At 53.8% G+C, this 14,451-nt stretch carries 13 protein-coding genes; 1 reads left to right on the top strand and 12 read right to left on the bottom strand.

Going from position 1 to position 14,451, the window contains the following annotated elements:
- Positions 1 to 75 precede the first annotated feature (75 nt).
- Positions 76 to 624, top strand: a complete 549-nt coding sequence (locus ACIOWA_RS21160) for a cytochrome b (RefSeq protein WP_401161770.1) — start codon at positions 76 to 78, stop codon at positions 622 to 624.
- Positions 625 to 886: 262 nt separating this feature from the next.
- Here ACIOWA_RS21160 and ACIOWA_RS21165 read toward each other — a convergent pair whose 3' ends face one another.
- The 12 genes from ACIOWA_RS21165 to dapA form a co-directional block, all read right to left on the bottom strand.
- Positions 887 to 2,467 (bottom strand): aldehyde dehydrogenase (NADP(+)), encoded by a 1,581-nt coding sequence (locus ACIOWA_RS21165; RefSeq protein WP_401161731.1) that lies wholly within the window; start codon positions 2,465 to 2,467, stop codon positions 887 to 889.
- Positions 2,468 to 2,559: 92 nt separating this feature from the next.
- Positions 2,560 to 4,314 (bottom strand): FAD-dependent monooxygenase, encoded by a 1,755-nt coding sequence (locus tag ACIOWA_RS21170; protein WP_401161733.1) that lies wholly within the window; start codon positions 4,312 to 4,314, stop codon positions 2,560 to 2,562.
- A 151-nt stretch (positions 4,315 to 4,465) separates the two neighbouring features.
- On the bottom strand, positions 4,466 to 5,725 hold the full coding sequence (gene mhpT, locus ACIOWA_RS21175; protein ID WP_401161735.1) for a 3-(3-hydroxy-phenyl)propionate transporter MhpT: 1,260 nt from the start codon (positions 5,723 to 5,725) through the stop codon (positions 4,466 to 4,468).
- A 177-nt stretch (positions 5,726 to 5,902) separates the two neighbouring features.
- Positions 5,903 to 6,922 carry a 4-hydroxy-2-oxovalerate aldolase gene (gene dmpG / locus ACIOWA_RS21180; RefSeq protein ID WP_401161737.1) on the bottom strand — a complete coding sequence of 340 codons (1,020 nt, stop codon included), beginning with the start codon at positions 6,920 to 6,922 and terminating at the stop codon, positions 5,903 to 5,905.
- Between the two features lie 10 nt (positions 6,923 to 6,932).
- On the bottom strand, positions 6,933 to 7,868 hold the full coding sequence (locus tag ACIOWA_RS21185; RefSeq protein ID WP_090208627.1) for an acetaldehyde dehydrogenase (acetylating): 936 nt from the start codon (positions 7,866 to 7,868) through the stop codon (positions 6,933 to 6,935).
- Positions 7,869 to 7,893: 25 nt separating this feature from the next.
- Positions 7,894 to 8,688, bottom strand: coding sequence for a 2-keto-4-pentenoate hydratase (gene mhpD, locus ACIOWA_RS21190; RefSeq protein ID WP_401161740.1), 795 nt, complete (start codon positions 8,686 to 8,688; stop codon positions 7,894 to 7,896).
- A 113-nt stretch (positions 8,689 to 8,801) separates the two neighbouring features.
- Positions 8,802 to 9,671 carry an alpha/beta fold hydrolase gene (locus ACIOWA_RS21195; protein ID WP_401161742.1) on the bottom strand — a complete coding sequence of 290 codons (870 nt, stop codon included), beginning with the start codon at positions 9,669 to 9,671 and terminating at the stop codon, positions 8,802 to 8,804.
- Positions 9,672 to 9,743: 72 nt separating this feature from the next.
- A complete protein-coding gene (locus ACIOWA_RS21200) occupies positions 9,744 to 10,691 on the bottom strand; it encodes a 3-carboxyethylcatechol 2,3-dioxygenase (RefSeq protein WP_401161744.1) in 948 nt (315 codons plus the stop codon).
- Positions 10,692 to 10,963: 272 nt separating this feature from the next.
- On the bottom strand, positions 10,964 to 12,082 hold the full coding sequence (locus tag ACIOWA_RS21205) for an alcohol dehydrogenase catalytic domain-containing protein (protein WP_073162408.1): 1,119 nt from the start codon (positions 12,080 to 12,082) through the stop codon (positions 10,964 to 10,966).
- 65 nt (positions 12,083 to 12,147) lie between these two features.
- The gene (locus ACIOWA_RS21210; protein WP_058422015.1) at positions 12,148 to 13,113 is read right to left on the bottom strand and encodes a VOC family protein; all 966 of its coding nucleotides are present in this window, start codon (positions 13,111 to 13,113) and stop codon (positions 12,148 to 12,150) included.
- Between the two features lie 56 nt (positions 13,114 to 13,169).
- Positions 13,170 to 13,487 (bottom strand): NIPSNAP family protein, encoded by a 318-nt coding sequence (locus ACIOWA_RS21215; protein ID WP_017138683.1) that lies wholly within the window; start codon positions 13,485 to 13,487, stop codon positions 13,170 to 13,172.
- A gap of 20 nt (positions 13,488 to 13,507) precedes the next feature.
- Positions 13,508 to 14,407, bottom strand: coding sequence for a 4-hydroxy-tetrahydrodipicolinate synthase (gene dapA / locus ACIOWA_RS21220; RefSeq protein ID WP_401161747.1), 900 nt, complete (start codon positions 14,405 to 14,407; stop codon positions 13,508 to 13,510).
- Positions 14,408 to 14,451: the final 44 nt, after the last annotated feature.

Raw genomic sequence — 14,451 nt, forward strand, 5'->3', positions numbered from 1 at the left:
GTGAATAGTACGGCACGACCAGTCTCTTTCCGCCCCCGATATGCTTTTTTTGGAAAAACCGGAGAGGCGACAACTATCCTGACACCGGGGGATACAAGCACAGCTAAGTGGCTTCATTGGGGCATGGCGCTAATTTGGATTTTTGCTTGGTGCGTAGGAATTCTCGCAACCCAATGGCGCGATGAACTCAACGCACATCATGAGTTGACCTTCCTGCATAAAGCAGTAGCCAGTACGATTATCATCCTGGTTGTCGTGAGACTTGGTTGGCGTTTGGCTAACCCTGCCCCAGCATTACCAGAAACCATGAGTCCGCTGATGAAGCGTGGCGCCTTTATAGGCCACGTCCTGCTTTACGTGATTGCTCTGATTGGCCTGCCGCTGTCGGGTTGGTACTGGAGCTCAGTTGCCGGCAAACCAATTATGGTAGCCAGTCTTTTTGCGCTGCCAGCACTTGTTGCTCCGGACCAAGGCCTTTATGATTTGGCCAAAGCGATCCACACCTATACCGCTTGGTTTTGCGGAGCTTTGGTGGGTGGACATGCCCTCATCGCACTCAAGCATCACTTCATAGAACGAGACGACGTGCTCAAAGGCATGTTGCCCAGCACGAGAAAAGCATAAAAGAGTGATCGCGTCCGCTAAAAATAGGCGGACGCAATTGCCCTTAATGCTGGAGTTCGGAAGTCTAATCCTGCGTAGCCATTTGCTAAGCAAGCACGCCTGCTCCAGCCTGGTGGTAACAAGGGGAGCCGACAGTCAAACGATACCGAGCAACCTGCTCGCATATCAGTTGATATTTGGCGAAATCACGCAAGCGACTTGGCTAAACACTTACGCCTCTGCGGCACGTCAAGGGTGTAGGCATACCTATAGAGTCAGAGTCTTAGCTTGTGGCAGATGACCACACGCCATCGACCAAACGATTTATGCCCAAGGGATTCGCGTTTTTTAGCGCGTCGGGCAATAGAGCATCTGGATAATTCTGATAACACACTGGTCTCAGGAATCGATCTATGGCGGCCGTCCCTACTGAGGTTCCCCGAGCATCTGATGTAGCAGGGAATGGCCCGCCATGCACCATCGCATCGCATACCTCGACTCCCGTAGGATAGCCGTTAACAAGAATACGCCCCACCTTCTCTTCGAGCATTGGCACCAACCACTCATGCTCTGACAGGTCAGAACCTTCGGCGATCAGGGTGGCTGTTAGTTGCCCCCGAATCGCTTTTAAGACAGATCGCAGCTCATGAGTATTTGCGGCTTCCACCAATATAGTGGTCGGCCCAAATACCTCTTCCTGAAGTAAGGAATCGCCGTCTATCAACAGCGTCGCATCGGCCTTGAAAAGTTGGGCTTCAGCCACACCGGCGGTTTGAGGTCTACCAGCAAGATGCGTGACTCCTGAGTGGGCGTGCAGCTTATGGACGCCTTGGCTATAGCTGCTTAATCCTCCAGCGTTAAGCATGGTCTGGGCGGGAGCTTGGCTAAGCCGATGTACTAAATACTCAATGAAGCGCGAGAACTCTGGCGATTTCAAACCGATAACCAAACCAGGATTAGTGCAGAACTGCCCTGCCCCCAGCGTCACTGAATCACCAAGCTCATTGGCGATTGCTGCGCCACGGACCTTAAGTGCCTCAGGGAGTACGAACACAGGGTTGATGCTGGACATCTCGGCGAACACCGGAATAGGCTGGGCACGTTCAGAGGCAATCTTGCAGAGTGCGGTACCACCTGACAGTGAGCCGGTAAATCCCACTGCTTGAACAGCCGGGTGCTTAACCAGGGCTTCTCCGACCCTTGAGCCGAAAATCATATTGAAAACGCCCAGGGGCATTCCCGTGCGCTTTGCAGCACGGTCGATCGCGCAACCCACAAGATCGGCGGTGGCCATATGTCCACTGTGAGCTTTTACGATTACCGGGCAACCTGCTGCTAATGCCGCGGCCGTATCTCCACCGGCTGTTGAAAATGCCAGCGGAAAGTTACTTGCTCCAAATACCGCAACGGGCCCGACCCCAATTCGGTATTGCCGAAGGTCAACTCGAGGGGCCGGCTTACGTTCTGGCAAGGCGTGATCGATACGAGCGCCGAGGTAGTCGCCTCTACCTAAAAGCTTCGCGAACATCCGCATTTGATTGCTCGTACGGGCTCGCTCGCCTTGGATTCGCGCTGCTGGCAATGCTGTTTCCCGGCTCACGAGGGAGATGAAGTCGTCGCCCAGCAAATCGAGCTCTTGTGCGATTGCTTCCAAAAACTCGGCCCTTCGAGATGGCAACAGGTTTCGAAAAATCGGAAAGGCGTCCTGTGCTGCACGTGCCGCTTCGTCCACCTCTTCAGGTGTTGCCTGGAAGAAAACGTAATCCAATTCCTGGCCGGTAGCGGCTTCGATACTGCGTAATGAAGCAGCACCTTTACCACTCCGACTTCCTGCGATGAAATTCTTACCAAGGATATGCTGCATACGATCGATTCCCTCACTGCCTCTAGCGACAGCTATTAAGCGTTAGGTCTGCGAAAAGCCGATAAAAGGGGCGCATCACACCCCCTTCAAAATCAGACTGTACCCAAGACTTTCGCCAAGGCATCCTGAAGTTGGGTAATCGCGTCCTCAACGCTCCAAACTGCCTCCGATTGGCGCCATGCAATGTAGCCATCAGGGCGAACCAGGATCGCTCCAGCCTCGTTAATCTCACGTATGCGCTGCCAATCGAAATAAGCGTCAGCAGTATCCTTTTCACCTGTCACGACTGTGCGTAGATAGGGAAGATTGAGTTCCTTCACCGCGCAGACCCAGGCCTGACCTGAAAGACCGGTGACCAGAGAGAATTTGCCCCTACCTGTAACATCGAGCGTTGACGTTCTCAGTCCGTTTTTATCGACGAGCCAAGCATGGGGAATCTTCGCACCAGGTCGGGTAGTCGCCTGTAGGAAGAGTTGCTTATCTTGAGCCCAAACTTCCTCGCCCGCGGCCTCGTCAACAACAACTGCATTGGACTCATAGCGCTGATTGAGCTCTACGCCCTGAGCGTTGAACTCGAAATCTTTGAGCTCGAGAGCCTTCTGAAGAAGCTCGCGTGTTTTCGCGCCTTCTGCAGTCGGTTCGCGCATACGCTTCAGCAACTTGTCGACGGTATCCACACCCTGGTTCATTTTGAAGCATTCTTTGAAAGGCCCGTAATCCACTCGTGATTGGTTGGCCCGCGTAACGATTTGTTTTCCGACGGGCTGACGCTCGAGGGAGTAGGAGTCCAGCAGGGATTGATTCGCATAGCCCTTGATAACGTAAGCCAGCTTCCAAGCAAGATTGAAGCCGTCCTGTACCGAAGTATTCGAACCCAAGCCGCTTGATGGCGGATGACGATGCACGGCATCACCGCCGCAATGCACCCGCCCGTTGGAGTAGTAAGAGGCGTATGCCTGATTAACGTACCAGGTACTGTTCCTGACTATCTCTACTTCGAGTTCAGGATCGCCCACAAGAGTACGAATACGCTGCAAAACATGTTCTGGTGAGAAATCAGGTTCGCCCTTCGCCATGTCGAAGCCCCAACCGGCGATCCACTGATTCCAAGGCTTGACCGCGCGAAGCAGGCCCATGCCAATCTCACCAAAGCCAGCAACAGGATTCGCAATCCACTGCAGCACACTCGGGCGGTGGGCAACGTAGCGGCTTAGATCAGCGTTAAAAACGACATAGGCAGTACCTGCCCGAGCCATTTCCCCTTCGATCGGCAGGCCAATTTGCTCGACTATCTTCGAGCGCGCACCATCTGCCCCAACCAGGTAACGTACACGCATCGTGTACTCGCGCTCTGTGAGCAGGTCTTTAAGGGTGACAGTAACGCCGTCCGCATCCTGGATGTGATTGAGGTACTCGGTGTTAAACGAGAATTGCGCGCCACGCTCAGCAGCGTGCTGAACCAAAATAGGCTCCATGAGCGGCTGGACGATATCAGCCATTGGGCATGGACTGCCTTTGATGTAATCGCCTTTGCGTGCATCACCTGACCCCCAGGATCTCATCCGGGCGATTTCCTCACCAGCCAAACTGGTGGTGATCAGAGCATCTCCCATTTGCTCCCAAGGCGTTGCGTGTTTCTTCACTACATCTTCAACACCCAGGTCACGGAAGACCTCCATGGCGCGCTGATTTGTAATGTGCGCACGAGGGGAGTTGGCAAGGTAATTGAACATGGTGACAACTCGTACTCTTACTCCATATGTGGCGAGAGCGAGTGCCGTGGTAGCGCCGGCAGGCCCTGTACCCACAACCAAAACGTCAGTATCGAAGTGCTGGGAATTGTTCATTATTGTTGTCTCCATTACGACAGGCTTGTAGTTATTGTCTGATAGAGCATCTGGCCCATCCTAGAATCAGCTTCAGGATGGGCCGCGATCACTCTGCACCCTGATAACTGGAATGCTAGCATGCTAGTTATCAGCGGTAAATCAGATTTAATTAGCCGGGCATCTGAGTTTTTAGTGAGTGAATAGCTTCTGCGTTCGGGGCCTGCGTCGCCAGTGCCTTACGATTTTTCACCGCCGACAGATAGCAAAGGGATACGGCCGCCACCACTATCCCTGGCGCACAGGAGAGCATCACTCCAGCAGTGCCAGTGCCAAGTGCAAGCATTTTACCGGCGACCAATGGGCCGCTCATTGCGCCTAGCCTGCCGATTGCCACGGCGGTGCCAACTCCGGTAGCCCTGCCCCGCGCGGGATAGAATAAGGGCGCCAGGGCATACAACACACTTTGGCCCCCCGTGGTAAAAATACCCGCAAGAAAACCAGCAACAAGCATTCCGAGCAATGTAGTCGATACGTACAGACCCATTAGCGCTACGAGAATGCCTATGTAGATAATGATTGACATTACCCAAGTCGGCACCCTATCCATCAGCACCCCGAGCATCAGCGTGCCGATTGTGGCCCCAAGCTGCATCGTGAGGACAACCCAACTCGCATTTTTGCCCGAAAACCCCTGAGCGACCAAAAGGCTCGGCAGCCAGTTGATCAAGATGTAAGTCACCATCAACGTAAAGAAGAAGCTCGCCCACAGCAGTAACGTAGGCTTAGCATTGCCCTCTGCAAACAGTAGCGTCGAGACCGGTAACGTGTCCGGCATCGCTCCAGAAAAAGCTTTTGATTCAGGAAGGAAAACGCCTAGTAATGGCACGATCAGCAGAGGAACGATACCGCCGACATAGAAGACCAATTGCCACCCCAGGCCGAAATCGTTAACGCCGATTAGCGCGGCTCCGGCTGCACCCAACGGTACGCCGCAATACATCATGCTTACTGCAGTGCCACGAAACTTGGGGCCCGCGACCTCTGAGGTCAATGCGATGAGGTTGGGCAGAGAAGCCCCTAGACCCGCACCGGTGAGGAACCGCGCCGCAATGAGCGAGTTGTAGTCCCACGCCTGCGCTGTCACCAGAGAAAAAACGCCAAATAGGGCAACAGAGGCCATGAGCACATACTTGCGCCCATAACGATCAGCTAACCTTCCACCCAGAAAAGCACCTGGCAGCATTCCCAGCACACCCGCACTGAAAACCCAGCCCATATGGAGTTTATCTATACCGAATGCAGACATCATTCCCTGGGCTGCAATCCCCGGAGCCTGAAGATCCAAACCCTCCATCAGAGCTACCATGAAGCACAGTGTGATAGTGATAACGAGCCCGCCACGGGCTGTGTTATTCGGTAGATTAGACATCACCTGCTCCCCGGTGTGGCGTCGCCAGTACAGCTGTTTTTACGAGGCAGAGATGCGGTCGGAATGAAACACGTTGACGGTCTTTATCAACAATGAATGGTTGGCAGGCGTTCATATCAGTAACCCAATTGTTATTGTTGTCATTGAGCAAAAGGCCGCTTTGAAAGCGGCCAATTCTTAACGTTTCAAGAGATCCAGAGCGACATCGACAATCATGTCTTCTTGACCACCGACCATACGGCGCTTGCCAAGCTCGACGAGGATGTCGATGGTCTTCAAACCATACTTTGCAGCTGCCACCTCGGCGTGTCGCAGGAAGCTGGAATAGACTCCGGCGTAGCCCAGAGCCAAGGTCTCACGGTCTACACGTACTGGTCGGTCTTGTAGAGGGCGGACGATATCGTCTGCAGCATCCATCAAGGTGTAAAGATCAGTGCCATGGTTCCAGCCCAATCGCTCAGCTGCAGCGATAAAAACTTCTAACGGCGCGTTGCCTGCGCCTGCACCCATACCAGCAAGACTGGCGTCGACACGGTCGCACCCCTCTTCCACTGCGGTAATGGAGTTAGCTACGCCCAGTGAGAGGTTATGGTGAGCATGCATCCCGGTGTGAGTCTCGGGCTTGAGCACTGCTTTGAAAGCACGGAACCGATCGCGGATATCCTGCATATTCATGGCACCGCCGGAATCAGCCATGTAAACGCATGTCGCACCGTAGCTTTCCATCAGCTTTGCCTGCTCGGCCAATTTTTCCGGCTCGATCATGTGGCTCATCATAAGGAACCCAACGGTATCCATCCCTAGCTCACGCGCAAACTCGATATGCTGCTTGGATACATCCGCTTCGGTGCAATGGGTGGCCACGCGAACGACACGAGCGCCAGCGTTGTAGGCTGCTTTGAGATCATGGACAGTCCCGATGCCTGGTAGTAACAGGGTCGCAATCTTCGCGTGGTTGATGACGTCAGCTGCAGCCTCGATCCACTCAAGATCGGTGTGCGCCGCAAAACCATAGTTAAAGCTTGAGCCCTGAAGACCATCACCGTGCGCCACCTCGATGGAGTCGACCCTGGCTTTATCCAGCGCCCGGGCAATGTCCTGAACATTCTGGATGCTGTACTGATGACGAATCGCATGACTGCCGTCGCGCAGAGTAACGTCAGATATGTAGAGTTTTTTATTCAGATCGATGCTCATTGAATATTCCTCAGACGCTCGTCATTGAATGGGCCATGCGCTCTGCAGTTGCCAACGCGGCGGATGTCATGATGTCGAGGTTGCCCGCGTAGGAGGGCAGGTAATGCGCAGCGCCTTCGACTTCCAGAAAAATGGAAATCTTGAGGCCGTGAAATTTTCCTAGCCCAGGAATGTTCAACGGCGCCTGTTCCGAAATCTCATCGAACTGAACCTTCTGCTTCAAGCGATAGCCGGGAACGTATGCTTGTACCGCAGCGACCATCTCCTCAACCGACGCTTCGATCTGGGCTTTATCCGCGGCCTCCGAGAGAACGAACACTGTATCTCGCATCATCAAAGGCGGCTCTGCCGGGTTCATTACGATGATGGCCTTGCCGCGAGCGGCCCCACCGACAGCCTCGATAGCTTGAGAGGTGGTTTCAGTGAACTCATCAATGTTCGCACGCGTACCCGGCCCTGCGGACTTGCTAGCGATAGATGCGACGATCTCGGCGTAGTGAACCTTTGCCACTCGCGATACCGCCGCGACCATCGGGATGGTCGCCTGACCACCGCATGTCACCATGTTGACGTTGAGCGCATTGAGGTTCTGTTCAAGGTTCACTACGGGAATGCAATAGGGCCCGATGGCGGCAGGCGTCAGGTCGATCAAACGGATACCTGGCTTGATGCTACGCAGGAAAGCATCGTTCTTCACGTGAGCACCGGCACTCGTCGCATCAAAGACAAAGTCGATCTCGGAAAATATCGGAAGCTTAGTCAGGCCCTCTACGCCCTCGTGCGTAATGGCGACGCCTAGACGTGCCGCTCGAGCGAGGCCGTCAGAATTAGGGTCGATACCTACCATAGCGCCCATTTCCAGGTACTTCGCATTACGCATGATCTTAATCATCAGATCCGTGCCGATGTTGCCGGAGCCGACAATGGCTACTTTGAGCTTTTTCATGTTTTTTGCTCTCTCAGGTGCGCAATCAACCAGCGCTGAATTCCACCGCGACTTTTCCGATGCCGCTAATCGTTGCTTCAAACCGATCACCGGCAGCCACTTGCACCATCGGCCCTAGCGCGCCCGTAAGAATGATGTCGCCTGCTTTCAAAGGCTCACCAAGTTGAGCCATAGTGCGAGCTAGCCATACCGCAGCATTCAAAGGATGTCCGAGACATTGCGCGCCGCTACCTACTGAAACTGACTCACCATTTCGAGTCATTTCCATTTCTGCTTCACGCAAATCCAAACCGTCTAATCGCCGTGCTGGGCCGCCCAATACGAAACATCCACTTGAAGCATTGTCAGCCACCGTGTCGACAAAACGGATATTCCAGCCTTGAATACGACTACCTACAATTTCGAGCGCAGGAAGCACCCACCCGGTAGCGGCCAGGACATCCGCAAATGTGGTATCCACTCGAGGCAGGTCAGACTCCAAAACCAGAGCGATCTCAGCTTCAATTTTTGGTTGCAGTAGGCTTGCGTAGGGAACGACTTCGTTATCGCCATAACACATGTCGGCGAACAACGTGCCAAAGTCGGGTTGATCGACCCCGAGCTGGGCCTGAACCTGTTTATTTGTTAAGCCTATCTTGCGACCGATGACCCGCCGACCAGCTGCACTGGCGTGGGCCACGTTCAATCGCTGAATGGCGTACGCCGCTTCCCGGTTATCAAGACCAATCTGATCACGTAGAGGCTCAATTGCCTCACCACTGCTTTCAGCCTGGCGCAAGGCTCCCGCTAATTGCTCTAAAGTCTGCTGGGTCACATTCATAAGACACCTCGTAATTGCGCGCTGTACGAATCACCCGATGCTGTGCGTGTGGGACATCGGGGTGTTGGGTGTCGGGACTGAAGGAACCATAGTCACCGACACCAGGTAAGCGATTAATGGGTGAGGAAGTCCAAAACCATGCGGTTGAACTTGTCAGCATGCTCCCACTGCGCCCAGTGCCCGCAGTTGTTGAAAACGTGCAATTCGGAGTTCGAAATACCAGCAATCAAGCGCAGTCCGGTATCCATCGGGACGAAGCGATCGTTACGCCCCCAAATGACGAAGGTCTCGGCTTTGATTTCGCCAAGGCGATGGCCGAAGTCTGGAAATTGCTTAGGGTTTGCATCGATACTTTTGACAAAGTTATCCAAGTGCTCGCGCTGGCTCAGCATATTATCCAGGCGGCCTTGGAATAGTTCGTCAGTCAGCGCACTGCTGTCGTAGACGAACACCTTCATCATTTTTTTGAGGTTCTCGATATTGGGCTCGCGGTAGACACTCTGGATCAGCTTGATGCCCTCTGTGGGCATTGGCACGAAGGAACTCGCTCCACCAGTACCACCGCCCATCAAGACCAACTTGCCCACCCGCTCAGGGTTGTCCAACGCAAAAGCGACTGCTGTGTGGCCACCCATCGAATTGCCTACCAGGTGGACGCGGTCAAGCCCAAGTGCGTTGACGAACCCTTTGAGCGCAGCAGCATTAAGATGGGAGCGTGAGCCAGTGCAGACCACGGGATCGCTTTTGCTCCAGCCCGGGCAGTCCATCAAAATGACGCGAAAACCTGCGTCAACAAACGTTTCGATGTTGCGATTGAAATTTGCCCAACCGCTGGCGCCAGGGCCCGAGCCGTGGAGCATGATGATTGTTTCAGCCCCGTCACCAGCATCGTTATAGTGCAGTTGAAACTCATGTTCGCCCTCTTTGACGCGAACCAGTTTGCTGGTGTTTTCATTGGTGAAGGTTTGCTTGGCAGACGTCATCTCTTCTTCCTCATATGATCAGGAGATGGGCTCTTGCGATAAGACGCAGGAGAGGAAAAAACTCAAATTCGCTCAATCCGCGATTGGACGAGCGCTCAAAGCACCGAAGCCCGCAATCCACTCTGGGATCGGTCGGTAATAGCGGTTACTCGTTTGATAAGAGCCATAAGCCGTCATGGCGGCGAATGCAGCCACCCAGGCTTTGACCTCGTGTGTGGATTTGCCCGCTATGGCTGACAGCTCGTCATCGCCGATGCTATCCAGCTCACGCAAATCGCCGGCTTGAAGGATGTCGAGAAAGTAGCGATCCCATGTCGGATTTAGCGGATGCAGGGAATTCTGATCATCAATAAACAGCAAAGCCGCGTTGATAACCCGCTGCGTGCGAGCCTCCCGCTCATCTGGCGGCAGGTCCCTGCCTCCACCTAACAAACGCTCTCGTAGGTGAGAGTTTGCAGTTGCCAGCTCAGGTACCGGGGGCTGATGGGACAAACCGCCAGATCCCAGAAACAGAACACGCTTGTCGGTTTTGGCGGCATAAGCGCCCACTGCTTCACCGAACATTCGAACCCGCTGAAAACTCGGCATGGGGCGCGCAAGGCAATTGATGAAAATCGGAATAGTGGGATACCGATCTAAGCCACCTAGCAGAAAATCGAGTGGTTGGGCGAAACCGTGATCGACCTGCATGCGATAAGAAACTGCAGCATCTACACCCGCAGCTAACACCGCAAAAGCGAGTTCCTCAGCTTCCCGAGCTGGCACTGAGATGACACCCGCAGCAGATCCAAAATCGCCAATGGCTTCGGCAGCAGTACCGATGCAGAAGGACGGCATGATGTCGTAAAAGAAACCGTTGTAATGGTCAGGAGCAAACAGGATTACAAGTTCAGGATCGAAAGCTTCGATCTGCTGACGGGCGGAATTAATCTCGGCATTAATTTCTGCCAGAACATCGGGGGAAGGGTCGACTAAGCCGACCAGAGGTGTGTGTGACAGACAGTGGAGGAAAACGCTCATAGCCATGCACCTTGTCATGCGCTAAAAAACCCGAAGGTTTTCGGCACACTAACGACGGCCCAAGTCGAATGCAGTGAAGGCTGCATCGATACCCTAAAAAGGGCGAGTAGCGCTCGTCGTCATGCGTACGCTTTTGTTGTTGGTGAAATCATCATGCCCTCTCGCATACTAGCATGCAAGCACAATATTCACCTGGGGCGCTGGCATTTTCTCGTCCACGATTGTTCTGGAATCCCTGCGGCCGATGCGGAATCGGCCGCAGGGAGCGGCACTTACGCTTGCGGGTTTATAACGAAATTAGTGAATCCACCATGTCGCCCGGCGATGGAATCCAGAGCTTCGTTGATGCGACTCAGCCCAAAACCAGTCGTCTCAAATACCGACAGATCGAGAACGCCTCGCTCCGCCATGTCAGCGAGATCCTGCCCCTGGCCAGCTGTGAACCAATTAGAACCCAGCCACTGAACCTGGGCTGCCATGAGCTTGAACAGATTCATCGGAACCAACTCAGACACACCACCCACATGCACTGCCTGAGCACCACGATGCAAGCAATCGATCGCATCAGTGACTGCGCTTGCGGGCGCTCCCGGCCCCAGGGTGTCGACAACAAGATCAACCCCCGCTCCATTGGTATTAGAAAAGGCCCACTCTGACAAGGAGTTGCCATCAGACGTGGAGAATGTTTCGATTCGCAGAGGGGCTAACTGGCGAACTTGCTCCAGAAGCGCCTTATCCCTGGCGACTGCGAAAATACGAGTGACACCAAGTGCTAGCGCCAATAGCACAGCACCCAAACCAAGAGTCCCGCTTGCACCGTTGACCAACACAGTCATTCCAGGGCCCGCGTTACCACGCTTAAGAGCAGCGTATGCCGTTCCCAGATACCCGAACCGCGCAGCCTGATCGAACGTTACATTGTCCGGCAGCTTCACAAGGCTATATTGAGGAGCCGTCATAAACTGCGAGAAGCCACCGTAGGGGTAATGCTTCAAAAGATCATTCGCTTCCGGCGAAAAACCGAAATAGCCCGAGTAGCCGAAGCGCTCGCAGCTCAGGGGATCACCCTTGCGGCAGCAGCGGCACGTGCCACAGAACCGGGCCGGATTTACATAGACCCTGTCGCCCTCTTTAAAGTTGAAAACGCGCTTTCCGACCCCGACAACGGTACCGGCAGGGTCCAAACCGAAAATGGCAGGTAACTTCGGCAGCGGCAGATCTGGAAACCAGGTTGGATAGTTCTTGATCACGTTCCCAAGGTTGGGCACGACACCACACGACTCTACTCGTACAAGCACTTCATCGCTGTCAGGAGTAGGAATATCGATTTCGTCCACACTCATCGGGGAACCGATATCGTGAAGCCGAGCGGCACGCATTTTATTAGTCATTTGAATTCTCCATTTTGTTATTGATAGCGGAGTTATTTTTTACTCATGCTGCACGCTGACACGGATCACTTTCGCGTCGCGTTGTACAACCCTTCAATTACGTTTACGTTGGCACGTGCACCATCTTGAGCGGCGGCCATCCTGATACGTCTAGCCTCTTCCTGGCCTTCTGGAGGCAGCCAGTTGCGGTCATGCCCCCAGAAACTGGGCCCGTGGACAACTTCATAGGGCTCCCACGTTTCGGGATCAATAACCAGCCCGCCCCAACCGCACTCAACCAGAAACCCGGATGGGCTCTTTGCATAGAATGAAACCACCTGATCGTTCGTATGCCTTCCCAACGTCGTTGCAATTCGCCCTTCATCCACCAACGCCAAGTCGTAGGCCTGTCCGACGTCATCAAGACTTAACGTCTCAAACATGAGGTGGTGGATACCAACCTTGCCCGTTTCCAGAATTGCCAGACTATGGTGACGTTGGTTTAGATGCAGGAAGATCGCCTTGAACGGTCGCTCGAAATAGTCACTCAGATGAAAACCCAAAAGGTCACGGTAAAACGGCAAAATATCCTTGGCGCTTGGTACGGTGAGGACCACATGGCCAATGCCCATGTCCCCAGTCCGGAAACCTTGCATCGTACGTCCTGGAATGAAGGGCGTTCCTGCCTCAGCCAATCCGTGATAGACCTCAATGCGATTGCCAATGGGATCTGAAAAAACAATCAAGTCCCGAACCTGCCTTTGCTCACAAAGGGAGCGCGACCCGCGATTGACGCGTACCTGTGCCTGTTCCAAACGCATAGCGAATTGGTCCAGAGCCGCAGCGTCGGCAACCTCCCATCCCATGAAGCCAAGGCCGTTGCGGTTCGCTTCGTTGACTGTCAAACGTTGTTTACGGTCATCCATCCTGAAGGACATACCATCACTCACCGTTTCGGTAAGCTGAAGCCCAAGAAAGCGAGAGCCGTAATCCTTCCAACCAGAGGAGTCGGTAGTATCGACTCCCAAATAACCCAGAGCTTTAAGCATCATTTCTGCATTTCCTCTGTCGTCGCTGTTGCATTTACCGCTATAGCGAGTCGCCTCGTTTAGAAATGAGATGGGGAAAATGCAGTGGGTAGCAGGATTTTGCTTTCTTGCTTCTGCATCACGCTAATGGTCGATTTGGATGGATCCGTCCACTCTGGATCAGACCAGAGCGCCTTACGACGGGCTTCACGATCAGCATAATTTTCGTACGCCCAGAGCTGAACGATTTGATTGAGCTCACCCGTGTCAGTCGTGTAGTAGCCAACCAGATTACCTAGATGTTTTTTCTGAATCGGGAAGCGCTCTTTCTCAAAAAACGGCAACCATTCACGAAGTTTTCCAGGCAGAAGCGTGTAGGTCCGCATTTCTACGATCATTGGTTAGATCCTTATTGTAATTAGGTGATGTGATTAACTTTCACGATCCCGGCATCTCGCATCGCAGATGCGAGAACCGGCCTTGCCTTTTCAGAAAGAGGAACCAGCGGTAGTCGGCAGTGGGGCTTGATTAGCCCTAGCTCCCCCAGGGCCCATTTCGTCGGCGATGGGCTGCTCTCAATAAACAGTGCTTGGTGAAGAGGCATCAGTTGCAAGTTCAGCGCCGACGCTGCTTTAGCCTCTCCTGCCAATGCGCGCTCACAGAGCTGAGCCATTAGACGGGGGGCAACGTTCGCAGTAACGCTTATCGTCCCCTCCCCTCCAAGCAGCATTAGCGCCGCAGCTGTAGGGTCATCACCTGAATACAAGCTAAAGCCGCTAGGTCTATAGCGAAGAATTTCAGAAGCCCTCTCGATACTGCCGGTAGCATCCTTGATACCAATAATGCTTGGCTCACATGCAAGCTTCAGGGTTAGCTCAAGCCCAATATCTACCCCGGTTCGCGCAGGGACGTTGTAGAGCACGATAGGAAGGTCTACCGCCTGAGCGACGGCTCGAAAATGTTGAAACATGCCTTCCTGCGTAGGACGAACGTAGTAAGGAGCTACATGTAGCGCAGCGTCCGCACCAATTTTCTTAGCGAGCGCCGTCAACTCAATAGCTTCGCTAGTTGAGTTCGCGCCTGCCCCTGCGATAACAGGTACGCGACTAGCCACCTGGCGAACCGCGAAGGCACATACGTCAATGTGCTCCTCGACGGAAAGCATGGCGGACTCGCCGGTAGTGCCCACGACGCAAAGGCCATGTGTTCCTTCGGCGATATGCCATTCGATAAGCCGCGCGAGGGAATCGTAGTCGACGCCTCCGTTCTCAAGCATGGGTGTAACAACAGCAACGATACTGCCTGCCAGGCTAACCATCACATACCTCTTCAGAACTGAATTGCACTGCAATCCGTCAAGTA

The organism is Pseudomonas sp. NPDC087614 (assembly GCF_044743485.1).
Lineage (GTDB): Bacteria > Pseudomonadota > Gammaproteobacteria > Pseudomonadales > Pseudomonadaceae > Aquipseudomonas > Aquipseudomonas baetica_A.